Genomic DNA, 16,186 nt, shown 5'->3' with positions numbered 1-16,186 from the left:
GACAGTGACGCCGCGGATAGACTTGCGCCTGATCGTCAGGAGGGTCCGATGGGGTCGATGCGCGTACGCAGCTGGGGCGTCGCCGCCGCGCTGTCGGCCGTCCTCGTCCTCGCAGGATGCGGCCCCGCCCCGTGGAACGCGGATCCCGAGCCCGCGCCGACGCCGACGGCCACGCGGAGCACTCCCGTCCCGACCCCGGTCTCGAACGACCTCTCGAGCGGTTCGACACAGCGAACCGTCAAGACGGGGGCCGTCACGGCCACGATCAACTACTGGTCGACGCTGTCGATGGACAGGTGGACGGCGACGGCGCTCAAGCCGATCAGTCTGTCGATGACCACGACGGTCGCCCCCAACGACGGACAGAAGGTGTACCTGCAGAAGGCGACCATGGTCGTGGTGCCCGCGGACGCGTCGAAGGCGCTCGACCCGTTGCAGCCGCAGACCGACCAGTCGTCGGTGTCGCCGGGGTACCTCGTGCTGTCGCCCTACAGCTACTCGCAGACGTTCAACGTCGGCGACGTGCCCGCCGGCACGACGTATGTCACGGTCCAGTTCACGTACGACTTCCTCGTGCAGACGACGCCCGACTCCACCGAGTACGCGAAGCAGACCGCGAGCGACACTCTCGTGATCGCGATCTCCGGCGGCTCGTAGACGTAGGGGCGGGAGGCCTCGCGTCAGTCGTCGGCGGATCCCACCCGGTGCCAGCGGTCTCCGCCCTCCGCGGCGGCGCGCTCGGCGGCGTCCACCGCGCTCACGCGGAGGGCGTCGAAGTCGTAGCCGGTCGCACGCGCGGGAACCCAGCCGACGCTGGCCGAGAGACCGACGACCTGCTCGGTGCCGGGCGCCTTCTCCACGGCGTCCAGGAGGTTCCGGACATGGTTGCGGATGACGCTCTCGCCGTACGGGACGAGTGCCAGCATCGTGCCGGACGACGCGACCCCGACGTCGGCGTTGGCCGGCAGGGCGCGGACCACGGCTCGCTCGAACTGTGCGACGACACGATGGAAGTCGCTCGGCCCATGCACGGCCCGCAGCTCGGCGAGCTCGTCGAGCTGGACCGCGAGGAGCGCCCAGTCGGGCTCGTCCCGGTCGTGGGCGCGCCGCAGCCGCTCCCTCGCGACGTGTGCGAAGCGGTCGGACCCCGCGGTGGCGGGAGGCCCCAGGTTCTGGGTCATCGCCGCCATCGCGATGACCGCGCACATCGCGTACGCGACGGTCGCGATCCCGCCGATGCTCGGAAGCACCGTGAGATCCTCGAACATCCCCGGCGCCGCAAGACCCACGATCAGCGCCGCGAGGCCGAGCACCGCGAGCGAGCCCGAGACCAGCCGGAAGGCGAACACCGCCGGCAGCGTGCGTTCCGGACAACGGCCCAGCTCCCACATCGTCAGCGCCGAGAAGACACCGGCGGCGCCGAAGACCACGCACACGGCGCGGGCGTGCCAGGCATCGGGCACGAGCGCGAGGAACGCCGCCCATGCGAGCCCCGCGAGGGCGGCGACCCATGCGCGGGACGCGCTGCCGCGCCAGCTCCGGATGCCGCTCCACGCCAGGGGGATGGCCACGAAGGCAGTGCCCGTGGCCGCTCGACGCAGGACCGGGAGGCCGCCGTCCACCGCGACGAACACCGCGAACAGGCTCAGCAGACAGACCGTGAACGACCGCGACCACAGCAGCGTCGCGCGCGAAGGATGCGGCAGGAAGCACAGGGTGATCACGAGGAACAGGGCGAGGGCGACCGGCGCCGCCTGCGGCACGCCCATCGACAGCTCCTCCAGCGCCGTCACGAGGTCGCCTTCGCGGCGCGCGGGAGGAGCACGTCGGCGGTCGTGCCGATGTCCACCTGGGACTCGAGGACGAGCTCGCCGCCGTGCGCCTCGACGATCGAGCGCGCGATCCCCATCCCGAGGCCCGTGCCGGAGACGCCGCTGCGCTGCGCGCTCGAGGTGCGGAAGTAGGGGTCGAAGACGCGGGGCAGGTCCTCCGCCGAGATCCCCACGCCGTCGTCCGACACGCGCACGCGGACCATGTCCCGCTCCGCGGCGACGGCCACCGTCACATGACCGGACTCCGGCGTGTACTTGATCGCGTTGCTCAGCAGGTTGTCGATCACCTGGCGGAGACGGAACGCGTCGCCGTGCACCCACAGGCCCGGAGGGACATCGAGTGCCAGCTCGATCCCGGCGCTGTCCGCCGCCGGCCGGAAGGACTCGACCGAGCCCGCGACCACGCGTCCCAGATCGACGTCCGCGTGCTGCGTCGGCTCGGCGATCATGGCAGCAGGGCGATGGCTGAGGATGTCGTCGATCAGCAGGCGCATCCGTTGCGACGCCGCCTCGATGACCTTCAGCTGCTCCCGGGCACGCGCCGGCAGCGATTCGTCCTCGGCCAGCAGCTCGGCGTGACCGAGGATCGCCGTCAGCGGATTGCGGAGCTCGTGCGAGACGACGGCGGCCATCCGCTCCTGGGCGCGGCGCGACTCGATCAGCGCGGTGATGTCGTGGATCACGAGGAGGATGCTGGGCGCCTCGTTCGCCGAGTCCGGCAGGGGCCGCGTCGACACCGAGAGCGCGTGCCAGCCGCCGTCCGCGTCGAACAGCCAGATCCGCTCCTCCTCCAGCGTCTCGCCGCGGGCCGCGCGAACGATCGGCCGGTCGTTCTCGCTCAGCGCCGGGCCGCGCAGCGCCACGTACTCGACGCTCGTCGGCGGAGCCGTCGGATCGCTGCCGCTGAGCCCGTAGAGCCACCGGTAGGTGTCGTTCATCGCGAGGACCCTGCCGTCCGCGGACAACCGCACGATACCGGTGTCGATCGCGTTCAGCATGAGGCTCACCCGGCGCTCCTGCGACCGCACCCGGGCGACGGTCTCCTGCAGCTTCCCGGCCTGTCGTTGCAGGAGCCGTTTGAACGCGCGCGTCTGACGGGCCGTGAGGTAGGTGCTCATCCCGAGGAAGCTGAGCGACAGGGCGATGATGAGCAGCCGGGCGATGGTCGAGTCGTCGAAACCGGTGATCGCGGTGTGCAGCAGAGCCAGCACGAAGATGAGGCCGCCGGGCCGCGAGCGCCGCGGTCGCGGCGAAGTGGGTCGCGATCCAGATGACGGGGAACACCCAGAGGAACGACGTGTACAGACCGCTGCCGTACTCCATCAGCCCGATCGCGACGATGTCGAGCATCGGCGGCGCGAGCGCCGCGTTACGGGGCATGCGATGCCAGGGCACGGCCAGCGTGGCGGCCGTGATGACGATGACCGCGGCGACACCGGCGGAGAAGCTCCAGAACGCGAACTGCCCCGGCGCCAGCGCCTGGACGACGAGTGCCACCACGACGACCACGGCGGCCAGCAGAAGCTGCGACATCCAGATGGACCGCGTGCGGGAGCCCGTGGCGATCGTGCCCGCGTGCTGCGGACCACGTTCGGACATCCCCCCAGTCCTCATGCAGCGAGTCTAGTGAAGCTGAAGTATACTTTCGGCGCTGTCGACGTCACGCGGACCCTGTGGACGGCATACCCGAATCTCCGCTCTCGAGCGGCTCCCCCGAGGAGTGGACCGTGACCCGTACGACATCGCGCCGGATCGCGGCGGCTGCGCTCGCGATCGTCCTCGGCATCGCGCTCAGCGGCTGCTCGCAGATCGTCGACGCCTTCAACAACCTGCAGGGCGACAAGGCGGTCGTGGCCACGCCCACGTCCGCGCCGTCGGCGTCCATGGTGTTCAACTCGCAGTTCACGTACGACGGCTCCGTCAGCCTCTCCACGGACGTCGCCCCCGATCTCGAGCTGCGCCTGGACGTCTGGGCCCAGGACCCGAAGCGCACGCAGGAGTGGACGCCGACGAACGACAAGACCTTCGGGTTCGCGGTCAACGTGCACGACAAGCGCGTCGACGAGAAGGCCGTGCTGACGCAGAAGCGTCGCGTCTACATCTCCGCGATCCAGATCACCTCGCAGACCGCCCAGACGAGCGGCCAGTCGCAGATGCCGTACCAGTTCCAGGCGGACCCGCGCACGCTCGTGCCGAGCGACACGCTCCGCTCGGACCGCGGCCTGCTGCTGAACAGCTTCCAGGGCGGCCTGCTGGTCCCGGAGCAGACGATCCACCAGCTCCCCGCGGACGCCTACGGGATCACGCTGACCTTCGCCATGACGGTCTCGGTCGAAGGCACCGCGAACACCGACAGCTCGTTCCAGCAGCAGGTCGTCTACCAGTACCTGCCGATCGCGATCTTCACGCCCTGAGGCCGCCTCAGGCGTGGGCGACCCGGATGCGTCCGAGCAGCCGGGAGCCGTGTCGGCGACCGAGCAGCGCATCGACGGTCGCAAGGTCGTGGATCTCGAGCTGCTCGATCCGGATCTCCGGCAGGTCCTCGTACGCGACGAGCGGGGTGAGGTCGTCGAAGCGGCGCTGGAGTGCCGCGACCAGCGACGGCTGCGCCTGCGCGGTGCGCATGGTCGCCAGGAAGCGTCCCCGCCCGATCCGCGCGACCGGGCAGTCGGCGGGTGCCGTCTCGCCCGCCGCCCGCCACAGCGCGTCCTCGACGGACTCGGCCCGAGCCGCGCCGTGTGCGGCCCGGATGAGCGCGAGGTCCGGCAGTGAGAGCACGCACGTCGTCACCGCAGAGCCTTCGTCGAGCCGGGCGCGCGCCCACTCCCGCACGCGCGCGGCACCCGGCTGCGGCCGAGCGCCCACGTCGAGCGCGGCGGCCATCCGCCACGAGCCGACCCCGACGGCCAGGATGCAGAGGATGCCGAGCGCGGTGGTGATCTGCGTCACCATCCCCCACGGGAAGAAGGCGGCGCCGTAGCCGAGGATCGCGGCGGCGCTCAGCCGCAGCGCGCAGAACGCGGCGTATCCGAGCATCACGTGGCGGACGATCCGCGCACCGCGCAACGTCGACACCGGCGGCGAGAAGGTCTCGATCCCGCCCAGGGCGCACGCGAGAAGGAGCGCGGCCACCTTGACCGCGCCCGAGACGACGGTGTCCGCGAACGGGGCGACCAGGCCCGTGACCGCCGACAGGCCGATCGCCACGAGCACCGCGGCGGGGGCCCGCCCGTTCACCCGGGTCAGGGCGACCCAGATGAGCGCGGGCGAGCACACCATCGCCCCGTTCGCGATGGCCAATGTGATGCGTGACGAGCCGCCGTAGTCGGCGAGGTACATGACGGCGGAGAGGGCCGCAGCGATTCCCGCGACCGCCATGTGGCGCAGCAGCGTGCCCCGCGCCCCTTCGGCCCGGATCGCCCCCTGGCGCAGCACGAGAAGACCGGCGACCGCCGCGAGGGAGACGATCACCAGCGCGGTGACACCGAGTGCGCCCATGGCGATCCGTCCGGTCCGGTCCGACACAGCGAATCTTGCGCCGATCTTGCGGATACCCTCACGGATCTTGTGGGTACGCTCGATCCGAACGCGGTGATTCTTGCGGCGAGCCTAGCAGTGTGGTCGGAGGCGTTCGAGAACCTACGACGCCATGATCGACTGCGCGAGGCAGGGACCCTGCTCGCCGACCAGGATGTGAGTCACGTGTCCGACCCTCGGATGTCCTACCCGGCCCGCGAACCTCCCCGCCGACGTCGTGCCGGCCTATGCCGTGCCGCCGGCCTACGGACCCGGCATCGGGGTGCCGCCCCTGACGCCGCAGGCGGCACCTGCCCCGGCCTATGCCATCCCGAGCGCGCTCGACACGTTCGGCGCGGGCGGGCCTTCGTTCGACGAGGACTTCATGGCAGTCCTCGAGAACACCAACGTCCACCGCTCCACGATCGGCTGCGTGATCCCCGCGTACAACGAGGAGGAGTCGATCGCGGACGTGATCGAGGCGCTCCTCAAGCAGACGCGGGTGCCCGATGTCATCCACGTCGTCATCAACAACACGACCGACGACACCGCGAAGATCGCCGCCGAGTACGCGGGACCGCACGAGATCACGACCGAGCTCGGCGAGCAGTTCACCGAGGTGTTCGTCCACGACATCGGCAAGAACCCCGACAAGAAGGTGGGCGCGCTCAACTACGGCTACTCGCTCGTCGAAGGGTGCGACTTCCTCCTCGGGCGTCGACGGCGACACGATCGCGCACCCGAAGGCGGTCGAGTATCTCGAGACCGAGGCCGTCAGCGACTCGCGCATCGGCGGCATCTCGGCGATCTTCACGATCGACGATCGCCCGATCAAGGGGCTGCTCGCGAAGTTCCTCATCGCCGGCCAGCGCACCCAGTTCGCCGCGTTCAACCTGCAGAACCTTCTGCGCGGGCGCAACATGGCCGTGCTCGGCGGGCAGTTCTCGATCTTCTCGACCAACGCGCTGCGCGACGCGATGAAGGCCAACCACCAGGTGACGCCGTGGGTGAAGGACAGCGAGGTCGAGGACTCGCTGCTCTCGCTGCAGATCAAGAGCGCGGGGTACCTCACCAAGATCAGCCCCTACGCCCGCGCCAACGTGGGCGGCATGACGACCTTGAAGGGCTACGACGCGCAGCAGGTCAAGTGGACGTACGGGGCGATCGAGCTCATGTGGCCCGGCCAGCGCGGCGACACGAAGGGGCAGCCGTTCCACCCCAATCTGCGCCTGCGGTGGTTCGAGAACTTCGGCATGCTCACGAACCTGTTCGTGCGCGTCGCGTTCATCATCCTGCTCGCCGGCTCGCTGTCCATCAACGCGTTCGTCTTCTCACCGCTGTGGCTGATCCCGCCGCTCGTGGCCGTGATGCTGAACGTCCGCATCGCGATGACGATGAAGTACTGCGACCAGCGCGACATCCTGTTCGCGGCGCTCGTGTTCCCCGCCGAGCTGTTCATGTGGGTGCGCCTCGGTCACTTCCTCCGTTCCTGGAGCCGGTTCCTCTCGCGCAAGAAGGTCGACAACTGGGCCATGCAGGCCAAGGCGGAGAAGGGCGGCGGCGCGGGAGGCCACTGGGTGCCGCTCGTGCTGCTCGTCGCGGTCCTCATCGCGATGGCCGTCATCTGGAACATGCTCGGACCGGTCGCGCAGTCCTCGATCCTCTGGGTCGGATGGCCGATCGTCGGCGTCGTCACCGTGCTCCAGACCGTCCTCATGTTCAGCAAGCTCATCCGTCGGTACCAGGGCTACAAGGTCTGACCCCGCGGGGTCGGGGGTCGGGCAGACTGGGGGGATGCCCGCATCCGTCGGCCGCAACTGGGCCGGTAACCTCTCCTACTCCGCGCGCGAGCTGATCGCGCCGGACTCCGTGAACGAGCTGGCCGAGACGATCCGGCGTGAGCCGCGGCTGCGTGTGCTCGGCTCGCGCCACTGCTTCACCGACATCGCCGACACCGACGGCGTGCTGGTCTCCCTCGCCTCGCTCGCGGCCGCGCCGATCGAGCTCGACGAGGCCGCAGGCACCGTTCGGGTGCCGGCCGGCGCCCGCTACGGCGAGATCGCCCCGACGCTGGATGCGGCCGGCTTCGCGGTGGGGAACCTCGCCTCCCTGCCGCACATCTCGGTCGCGGGCGCCGTGCAGACGGGGACCCACGGCTCGGGAGACCGCTCGCGCTCCCTCGCCGGGCAGGTCGCGGCGGTCGAGATGCTCGGAGCGGACGGCGAGCCCGTCGTCCTCCGACGCGGCGACACCGAGTTCGACGGGGCCGTCGTCGCGCTGGGCGCGCTCGGCGTCGTCACGCACGTGCACCTGGAGGTCGAGCCGCGCTTCGAGCTCGCGCAGACCGTCTACGACGGCGGGGACTGGGACGCCATCCTCGGCGACCTCGACGCCGTGACCTCGGCGGCCCGCAGCGTGAGCCTGTTCACCACGTGGCGCGACCCGGACCGCGTCGACCTGATCTGGACCAAGCACGCCGCGACCGATCCGGGGCTGGACGCCGCGGCGCTGGGCGCTCGCCCGGCGGACGGCCCGCGACATCCCATCGCCGGAGTCGACCCCTCTCCCGCGACGGAGCAGGGTGGCGTGCTCGGCCCCTGGTACGAGCGGCTGCCGCACTTCCGGCTCGCCTTCACCCCCTCGGCCGGGGCGGAGCTGCAGACCGAGTACCTCGTCGCGCGCGCAGACGCGGTGAGCGCGATCGAGGCGCTCCGGCGGCTCGCCGCGCGCATCGCGCCGCTGCTGCTCGTCGCCGAGGTGCGCACGATCGCCCGCGACGAGCTGTGGCTGAGCCCCGCGCAGGGCAGGGACACGGTCGGACTGCACTTCACCTGGCGACCCGATCAGCCGGCCGTCGAGGCGCTGCTGCCGACGATCGAGGAGGCGCTGCCGCCCAGCGCCCGCCCGCACTGGGGGAAGCTGTTCACGATGGAAGCCGAAACGGTCCGCGAGCGTTACCCCCGCTGGGACGACTTCCGCGCGCTCCGGGCGCGGCGCGATCCCGAGGGCCGCTTCACGAACGCCTACCTTCGCCGGCTCGGAATCTGAAAGGACGGATGCCGATGCATGCTCCGCGACTGTTCACACCGATCGCGATCCGCGGGCTCGAGGTGCGCAACCGCCTCTGGGTCTCGCCCATGTGCCAGTACTCGGCCGACGCCGAGCCCGGCATGCCGACGCCCTGGCACCTCGTCCACCTGGGCTCGATGGCGGCCGGCGGCGCCGGTGCCGTGATCCTCGAGGCCACCGGCGTCGTCCCCGAGGGGCGCATCAGCGCACGGGACCTCGGGCTGTGGAACGATGCCCAGCGCGACGCCCTGCGGCCGATCGTCGAGTTCGTGCATGCCCGCGGCGCCGCGGTCGGCATCCAGCTCGCACATGCGGGACGCAAGGCGTCGACGCATCCGCCGTTCGGAACGGGCGGGCGTGGCAGCGTCCCGATCGCGGACGGCGGCTGGGAGGCCGTCGCCCCGAGCGCCGTCGCGTTCGGCGACTACGCCGTCCCCCGCGCTCTCACGGTCGACGAGATCGCCGGGATCGTCACGGCCTTCGCGGCGGCCGCCCGCCGCGCCGTGCAGGCCGGCTTCGACCTGGTGGAGCTGCACGCGGCCCACGGGTACCTGCTGCACCAGTTCCTCTCGCCGCTCAGCAACCGACGCTCGGACGAGTACGGCGGCTCGCTGGAGAACCGCGCGCGGCTGCTGCTCGAGGTGCTGGAGGCGGTGCGCGCGGCGGTGGGGGAGAGCGTCCCCGTGCTGGTCCGGTTCTCCGCGACCGACTGGGCTCCGGATGGCTGGACCCCCGAGGAGACGAGCATCGTCGCGGGATGGGCCGCCGCCCGCGGCGCCGACCTGTTCGACGTGTCGACCGGAGGTCTCGTGCCGGGCGTCGACATCCCGACGGGCCCCGGGTATCAGCTCCCGTTCGCCGCGGCGGTGCGGCAGCGGACGGGGATGCCGGTCGCCGCCGTCGGGCAGATCGATCGCGCCGAGCAGGCCGAGCAGGCGCTCGTGTCCGGTCAGGCCGATGTGATCCTCTCGGCTCGAGAGATGCTGCGCGACCGGAACTTCGCCCTGCGTGCGGCGCGGGAGCTGGGGGCCACGCCGCCGGTGCCCGGACAGTATGCGCGCGCATTCGCCTAGCACTTTCGGGGGCGCAGCGAAAGGGTCGCACGGCGGCGGTTCGCGACCGTGACAATCGCTTCATCACCCCTTGCGATCGGAGCGACGATGACGCACTCAGACCCTTCCTTCGACGCGCTGCCCCCCACCCAGCCGATCGAGCTCCCGTGGCTGGACCCTTCCGGGGGGAAGCGCTCGTGAGCCCGACGCCGCGCGGCGCAGCCCTCGGCGCCGCCGTCGATGCGGCCGCCGTCGGGCCCCCGCCCGCGGCGGATGCAGTGCGTGTCGAGCGCCATGGCTTCGACTCCTACGTCGTGACACGGGCGGGCGTGGTCATCGGCTTCGTCGAGGTCGTCGGGCGGATCCACGTCGCCTCGCAGGGCAGGAGTCTCGACCGCGCCGTCGAGATCGCCCAGGTGCTCGACCTCCCCGCCGCCGTGCAGCGCCTCATCGACGCGGCCTGAGCGGACCCGCCCTCGTCGGCTCAGTGCGCCGCGTCGGGCGAGGGCGCCTCTCCCGGCTCCGGCCACACCGCGACGGCGGCGACGATGTCTCCGACCACGAGCTGCGAGGGCCCGCTCGTGCGCTCGGCGAGCAGGCTGTAGCCGGTCGGCAGGTCGTCGACCAGCTGACCCGCGCGGGGACCTCCTCGAAGCAGGAACATGCTGCCGAGGGTAGCCACGGCATCCGTGAGCCCCAGGGGGGGTTGCGCGCAGCGCGGCCATCGGCATCCGCATCCTCTCTCCTGACCGCGAGACCAGTCTGCGCCGCCGAGACCGGTTGGTTCATCGCCGGTCTCGGCGCGCGGGACTGGTCTCGCGGTAAAGGGGAGGGGGGAGGGGGGGACGCAGGATTGGATCCACATATGTTACGTTTGGATCCTACTTGACTCAGGATGTCGCATGAACTCGATCCCAGGGCCTTCCGGCCTCCCCGCGGTACCGTCCGCCGCCCCCGCGGGCATCGACGTCGCGGCCGAGCGTGCTCGCACGGCGGGGGCTCGCCTGGCCAGCCACTTCAACTCGGCGGGTTCGGCGCTGCCCTCCCGGCCCGTGGTCGCCACGGTGATCGACCACCTCCGGCGCGAGGAGGAGATCGGCGGCTACGAGGCGGCAGCGGAGGCGCGACCGCGCGTGGAGGCCGTCTATGCCTCGGCCGCACAGCTCATCGGCGCGGATGCCGAGGAGATCGCGCTGCTGGACAGCGCCTCGACGGGCCTGCGCGTCGTCCTCGACGCGCTCCGCCCCGTCCGTCCCCGGCGGATCATCGCGACCAGCAGCACCTACGTCAGCCACGCGCTCCACCTCATGACGATCGCGCGCGAGAGCGAGATCGACCTCCTGGTCGCCCCGACCGGTCCCGGGCGCGGCGTGGACCTGGATGCCCTGGCACGGCTGCTCGCGGACGGCCCGCCGGCGATCGTCACGGCCGCGCACGTGCCGACCTCCTCCGGGCTCGTCGAGCCCGCTGCCGCCATCGGGACGCTCGTCCGCGAGGCCGGCGGCGTGTTCCTGCTGGATGCGACGCAGTCGGTCGGGCACCTGCGGACGGACGTCGCCGAGATCGGATGCGACGTGCTCGTCACGACCGGCCGCAAGTTCCTGCGTGCGCCGCGCGGCACCGGCTTCGCCTACATCCGGCATGGTCTCGTCCGCGACCTGGCCCCGACCTCGCCCGATGTCCGTGCCGCCCGCTGGACGGCCCCCTTCGACTGGGAGCTCGACGACTCCGCACGTCGCTTCGAGACGTGGGAGGCGGCGGTCGCCGCGCGTCTCGGACTGGGCGCCGCCCTGGACGAGGCATTGGCGCGCGGGTCGGTCGAGACGGAGCGGTGGCTCGTCCACGCCGGTGCCCGGCTCCGGGCGGCCCTGGAGGACGTGAGGGGCGTATCCGTCGCGGATCCCGCCGACGCGCGCTCCGCGATCGTCACCTTCGTGGTGGAGGGCGTTCCCGCCGCGCGGGTCGTGCAGGAGCTGACCGAGCTGCGCGTGCGCGTCGTGTCCGTGCCCGCCACGCATGGACAATGGGACCTGGGTGATCGCGGCATCCCCGCCGTCGTGCGTGCCTCGGCTCACGTCTACAACGACGAGTCGGACATCGCCGCGCTGGTGGACGGCGTGGCGGCGATCGCTCGCAGAGCACGGACGGGAGCGGCATGAGCGTCGTCGAGGCGGATGTCGCCGTCCTCGGCCTCGGAGTCCACGGCAGCGCCGCGGCGGCGAGCCTCTCCCGTCGGGGACAGCGGGTCGTGGCGCTCGATCGATTCGGCGCCGGTCACGGACGGGGCTCCTCGCACGGCCGCACCCGGATGATCCGGCGCGCCTATCCCGCCGCGGTGTGGAACGGATTCGTCGATGCGGCCTACGACGCATGGCGGGCGCTGGAACGCGAGACGGGCCGAACCCTGATCCGCCGTACCGGCGGCGTCTACGCGCATGCCGGTGCGTCGCAGCTGCAGGGCCCGGGCGTCGAGAGCCTTCCGGACGCGGCGGCGGTGGCCGACCGCATGCCGGCCCTGCGCATCCCCGAGGGATATCGCGCGGTCTACGACCCGGACGCCGGTGTGCTCGAGGCCGCCGAGGCGATCGCGGCGCTGCGCGAGACGGCGCTCTCGCACGGTGCCCGGCTGCGCTTCGGGGAACGGGTGACCGGATGGGACCTCGTCGGAAGCCGTGTGGAGGTGCGGGCCGAGGCCGGCACGATCCGCGCGGACCGGCTCGTCGTCGCGGCGGGGGCCTTCGCCGGCGCCCTCGTTCCCGCGCTCGCGCGCTCGCTGGAGGTGTGGCGCATCCTCACGCTCACGGTGGCTGCGGGCCAGCCCGCCGGGATGCCGCCCGGGCTCGGGGCGTTCTCGATCGACCGGCCCGAGGGGCTCGTCTTCGGGATCCCCGACGCGGCCGGCAACGGGCTCAAGATCGGTGTCGATGCGGGTGAGGTCTGGGATCCCGAGGTGCCGGTGGCGGAGCCGACCGACGCGGAGGTGGCGCACCTGCGCACGCTGATGGAACGCTACGTGCCGGGGATCGACACGCGTGACGTCGAGGCGGCCGCGTGCCTGTACACGATGACCGAGGACCGGCGCTTCACGATCGGAACGCTCGCCGATGCGCCCGAGGTCGTGCTGGCCGCGCCCTGCTCCGGTCATGGCTTCAAGTTCGGAGCCGCGGTCGGCGATGCGGTGGCCGACCTGTGCGCGGGCGTCCCGCGGCCGGACCTCGAGTTCGTCTCGACCGCGCGGCGAGGGCTGTGACCGTGGCCGTCGCGCTCGCCGCCCCTCATCCGCGCGCCGTCGACGCGGGCCGCCGGGCTGCGTCATCCGGGGGGAACGCGCTGGATGCCGCGCTCGCCGCGGCCGCCATGCTCACCGTCGTCTACCCCCACCAGTGCGCGATCGGGGGCGACCTCATCGCCCTCGTGCGTCATCCCGACGGCCGCACGGTCGCGGTGCTGGGCGCCGGAACCGCTCCGGCCGCCATCGGCGAGGTCGCCTCGGGCTGGAACCGGGTGCCCCGGCGCGGCCCGCACGCGGTCAGCGTGCCGGGCATGGTGGCCGGCTGGATCGCGATCGCCGAGCAGGGGGCGTCCCTCCCGCTGGGAGCCGCGCTCGCCGACGCAGCGGACGCCGCACGCGCAGGAGCCGTGGTCAGCGCCGGTCTCGCCCGCGCGATCGAGAGCGAGGCGGAGGCGATCCGCGGCGACGCGGGCCTGGGAGCCCTGTTCGCCCCCGGGGACCGGCTCGCCCGCGCCGGCGACACGATCGTGCAGCCGGCCTTGGCGCAGACGCTCGATCGGCTCGCCGCCGACCCCTCCGACATGTATCGGGGCGTCACAGCGGCCCGGCTCGTCGCCGCGCTGCGCGCGGCGGGCGGCACCCACAGCAAGGCCGACTTCGCCGGCTACGCGGCCGAGGTCGTGCCCGCCCTGACCACGCGGATCCACGACCGCGTGTGGTCGGTCGCGCCGCCGCCCTCGGCGGGAGCGCTCGCACCGGCGGTGGTCGCGCGTGCCGCCACCGCCGACCCCGCGGCCCTGGTCGCCGCCAGCGTGCGCGGCGCCGCCGCGCGCGCCGCCCTCCTCGGCGACCCGCGGTCGGGGCCGGTCGACATGGATGCGCTGCTGCGCCTGGACGCCGGCACCCCTGCCGTTTCGCGACGCGAGGCGCGCGCCAGCGGCGACACCGCGGCGGTCGTCGCGGTGGACGATGACGGCTGGGCGGTGTCGATCGTCCAGAGCGTCTACATGACCTTCGGTGCGGGACTCCTCGATCCCGGGACGGGCGTCCTCCTCCACAACCGCGCAAGCGCCTTCAGCCTCGACCCGGACTCGCCCGGCCGCCTCGTCCCCGGTGGGCGGCCGCCGCACACGCTCTCGCCGCTCCTCCTCGACGACGCCGGCACCCTCCTGGTCGCGGGCTGCCAGGGCGGACGGGCCCAGCCGTGGATCCTGGCGCAGCTCCTGGCGGGTCCCGAGGCGATACATGAGCCGCTCGCACGCCTGCTGGGCCGGCCGAGATGGGTCATCGGCGACGTCGACCTCGGCTTCGAACGGCTCACGCTCGTCGCCGAGCCCGGAGCGCCGGAGGCGGCGCACGACGCGGGCCCGCACGGCGGGCATCGATGTCGCGAGCTTCCCCGGCCCCGCCGACGAGGCCGGGCACGTGCAGCTGGTCCGTCGCACCGCGCTCGGGGCGCTCGACGCCGCATCCGATCCCCGCGCCGACGGCCTCGGCGTGATCATTCCCACCCGGTCCCTGAAGGAGGACTCATGACCGAACGACTGTGGAGCGACCCGATCACCCCCGAGGAGATCACCGAGTTCGCCGCTCTCGTGCGGGCGGACCCCCGCATCGGCGTCCGTCCCCGCTTCTGGGGGATCGCCCTCGAGGAGTCGCTGTGCCGTTCACTGGCGCCGGGGCAGGGACGGCCGGTGCGCACGGTCGTGATGAACCCCGACGCGCACGCCGCCTGGGAGGTCACCGGCTGGACGTCGGGAACCGACCGCGGCGCGTCGATCAGCGCGTGGGCACCCGTCGACGCGAGACGGCCGGGGGTCTCGTCGGACGAGGCGAGGATGGTCGCGCAGGCGGCGCGCAACAGCCCGGTGCTCCAGGCGGCGCTCGCGGCGCGCGGGATCACGGACACCTCGCTGGTGTGGGTCGACCCGGAGTCGATCACGGGCTTCGAGCCGGAGGACCTCGCCGACCGCCGGCTCTCCTGGGGCACCGTCTGGCACCGGGAGACCGCGGACGACAACGGCTATGCGCGACCGGTGGCGGGCCTGGTGCCCATCATCGATCTCGAGACCCTCGAGATCGTGCGGCTGGAGGACCACGGTGTGATCCCGATGGCGACCGAGGGCGGCAACTACCGCTCCGGCACCTGGGGACCCGACCGGGCGGTGGCGCCGCTGGAGATCACGCAGCCCGACGGGCCCGGATTCTCCGTCGACGGACACGAGGTGACCTGGCAGAACTGGTCGTTCCGCATCGGCTTCACGCACCGCGAGGGCCTCGTGCTGCACGACGTCTCGTACCGCGACGGCGATGCGGTGCGCCCCGTCCTCCGCCGGGCGGCGGTCAACGAGATGTACGTCCCGTACCTGGACTCGGACCCGACCGCCTATCGCAAGAACTTCTTCGACTGGGGCGAGTACGGGGCGGGCCCGCTGACGGCATCGCTCGAGCTGGGCTGCGACTGCCTGGGCGAGATCCGCTACTTCGATGCGCACTACATCGACGGTCACGGGGAGGCGAAGACGATCGTCAACGGCATCTGCCTGCACGAGGAGGACCACTCCATCCTCTGGAAGCACGTCAACACCCGCACCGGCGAGGCGGACGTGCGCCGGTCCCGGCGCCTGGTCGTCTCCTTCTTCGCCACCGTCGCCAACTACGACTACGGCTTCTACTGGTCGCTGTACCAGGACGGCAACATCGAGTTGGAGATCAAGCTCACCGGCATCCTCTCCGTCTCCGGGATCGGCGGCGACGCGATGCCCCGCTACGGCCGGATGGTCAGCCCCCATGTGCAGGCGCCGACGCACCAGCACTACTTCGCGGTGCGCCTGGACACCGCCGTCGACGGTCCCTCGAACCGTCTCGTGGAGGTCCACGCCGAGGTCGAGGAGGACGAGACGCTCAACCCCTGGGGCAACGCCGTGAAGATGGTGTCCGAGACGATCCGCTCCGAGAAGGATGCGGCACGTTCCGCCGACGCCTCGCGGGCGGTGCACTGGCGGATCGAGAACACCGAGCGCACCAACCGCTTCGGCGAGTCCACGTCGTACCGGCTCAGCCTGCCGAACACGACGCGACTGTTCGCCAGGCCGGGAAGCATCGTCGAGCGCAAGGCGCCGTTCGTCGCCAAGCATCTCTGGGCGACGGCGTACGATCCCGGCGAGCGCTTCATCGCGGGGGAGTACCCGAACCAGGCGCCGCTCGCGGCGGAGGGGATCACGGCCTGGCAGCTCGCCGATCGTCCCCTCGACGGCGCGGAGCTCGTCGTGTGGCCGATCGTCGGCGTCCACCACTATCCGAAGCCGGAGGAGTGGCCGATCATGCCCGCGCACCGCATCGGGCTGCGGCTGGAGCCGGACGGGTTCTTCACGCGCAACCCGTCGCTGGATCTCCCGCCCTCCGACGACGCGCACTGCGCACCCGCGGCGAACGGCCACGGCACGCACCACGACCACGGCCACGGCGCGCACCACCACCACTGA

The 16,186-nt window shown here is 72.1% G+C and carries 14 protein-coding genes and 1 pseudogene; 11 read left to right on the top strand and 4 right to left on the bottom strand.

What is annotated here, in order from left to right; all coding sequences use genetic code 11:
• Nucleotides 1-57: 57 nt before the first annotated feature.
• A complete protein-coding gene (locus QE381_RS07375; RefSeq protein ID WP_307216841.1) occupies nt 58-657 on the top strand; it encodes a hypothetical protein in 600 nt (199 codons plus the stop codon).
• 23 nt (nt 658-680) lie between these two features.
• Here QE381_RS07375 and QE381_RS07370 read toward each other — a convergent pair whose 3' ends face one another.
• Together QE381_RS07370 and QE381_RS07365 are read right to left on the bottom strand one after the other, a co-directional pair.
• On the bottom strand, nt 681-1,793 hold the full coding sequence (locus QE381_RS07370; RefSeq protein WP_307216840.1) for a hypothetical protein: 1,113 nt from the start codon (nt 1,791-1,793) through the stop codon (nt 681-683).
• The gene (locus QE381_RS07365) at nt 1,790-3,043 is read right to left on the bottom strand and encodes a cell wall metabolism sensor histidine kinase WalK (RefSeq protein ID WP_307216837.1); all 1,254 of its coding nucleotides are present in this window, start codon (nt 3,041-3,043) and stop codon (nt 1,790-1,792) included. The genes QE381_RS07370 and QE381_RS07365 overlap by 4 nt, the downstream gene beginning before the upstream one ends.
• Nucleotides 3,044-3,129: 86 nt before the next feature.
• Here QE381_RS07365 and QE381_RS07360 point away from each other — a divergent pair, with 86 nt between their 5' ends.
• Nucleotides 3,130-3,459 carry a hypothetical protein gene (locus QE381_RS07360; RefSeq protein WP_307216834.1) on the top strand — a complete coding sequence of 110 codons (330 nt, stop codon included), beginning with the start codon at nt 3,130-3,132 and terminating at the stop codon, nt 3,457-3,459.
• Between the two features lie 100 nt (nt 3,460-3,559).
• A complete protein-coding gene (locus tag QE381_RS07355) occupies nt 3,560-4,246 on the top strand; it encodes a fructose 1,6-bisphosphatase (RefSeq protein ID WP_307216833.1) in 687 nt (228 codons plus the stop codon).
• A 7-nt stretch (nt 4,247-4,253) separates the two neighbouring features.
• Here the strand turns inward: QE381_RS07355 and QE381_RS07350 are convergent, their stop codons facing one another.
• Nucleotides 4,254-5,330, bottom strand: a complete 1,077-nt coding sequence (locus QE381_RS07350; RefSeq protein WP_307216831.1) for a hypothetical protein — start codon at nt 5,328-5,330, stop codon at nt 4,254-4,256.
• Nucleotides 5,331-5,733: 403 nt separating this feature from the next.
• Between QE381_RS07350 and QE381_RS07345 the strand changes: the two are divergent.
• The 5 genes and pseudogenes from QE381_RS07345 to QE381_RS07325 all read left to right on the top strand — a co-directional run.
• A pseudogene (locus tag QE381_RS07345) lies at nt 5,734-5,898 on the top strand (glycosyltransferase); the annotation flags it as partial.
• Nucleotides 5,858-7,108 (top strand): glycosyltransferase, encoded by a 1,251-nt coding sequence (locus QE381_RS07340; RefSeq protein WP_307216830.1) that lies wholly within the window; start codon nt 5,858-5,860, stop codon nt 7,106-7,108. The pseudogene QE381_RS07345 and the gene QE381_RS07340, both read left to right, overlap by 41 nt.
• Nucleotides 7,109-7,142: 34 nt before the next feature.
• Entirely contained in the window at nt 7,143-8,396 is a 1,254-nt protein-coding gene (locus QE381_RS07335; protein ID WP_307216828.1) for a D-arabinono-1,4-lactone oxidase, read from the top strand.
• A 14-nt stretch (nt 8,397-8,410) separates the two neighbouring features.
• Nucleotides 8,411-9,490, top strand: a complete 1,080-nt coding sequence (locus tag QE381_RS07330; RefSeq protein ID WP_307216827.1) for an NADH:flavin oxidoreductase/NADH oxidase — start codon at nt 8,411-8,413, stop codon at nt 9,488-9,490.
• Between the two features lie 176 nt (nt 9,491-9,666).
• Entirely contained in the window at nt 9,667-9,933 is a 267-nt protein-coding gene (locus tag QE381_RS07325; RefSeq protein ID WP_307216825.1) for a hypothetical protein, read from the top strand.
• A gap of 20 nt (nt 9,934-9,953) precedes the next feature.
• On the opposite strand, the gene QE381_RS07320 is transcribed toward QE381_RS07325, so the two are convergent.
• The gene (locus QE381_RS07320) at nt 9,954-10,133 is read right to left on the bottom strand and encodes a hypothetical protein (protein ID WP_307216823.1); all 180 of its coding nucleotides are present in this window, start codon (nt 10,131-10,133) and stop codon (nt 9,954-9,956) included.
• Nucleotides 10,134-10,371: 238 nt separating this feature from the next.
• Between QE381_RS07320 and QE381_RS07315 the strand changes: the two genes are divergently transcribed.
• The 3 genes from QE381_RS07315 to QE381_RS07305 are packed head-to-tail and all read left to right on the top strand — an operon-like array spanning nt 10,372 to nt 16,186.
• On the top strand, nt 10,372-11,628 hold the full coding sequence (locus tag QE381_RS07315) for an aminotransferase class V-fold PLP-dependent enzyme (protein ID WP_307216821.1): 1,257 nt from the start codon (nt 10,372-10,374) through the stop codon (nt 11,626-11,628).
• Nucleotides 11,625-12,719: an N-methyl-L-tryptophan oxidase gene (gene solA, locus QE381_RS07310; protein ID WP_307216819.1), complete on the top strand. Its 1,095-nt coding sequence runs from the start codon at nt 11,625-11,627 to the stop codon at nt 12,717-12,719. The genes QE381_RS07315 and solA overlap by 4 nt, the downstream gene beginning before the upstream one ends.
• Nucleotides 12,716-16,186 (top strand): primary-amine oxidase, encoded by a 3,471-nt coding sequence (locus tag QE381_RS07305; RefSeq protein WP_307216817.1) that lies wholly within the window; start codon nt 12,716-12,718, stop codon nt 16,184-16,186. The genes solA and QE381_RS07305 overlap by 4 nt, the downstream gene beginning before the upstream one ends.

This window comes from Microbacterium sp. SORGH_AS_0888 (assembly GCF_030818905.1).
GTDB lineage: Bacteria > Actinomycetota > Actinomycetes > Actinomycetales > Microbacteriaceae > Microbacterium.
Note: the sequence above shows the minus strand (reverse complement) of the source record. Positions and strands in the feature narration are given on the sequence as shown.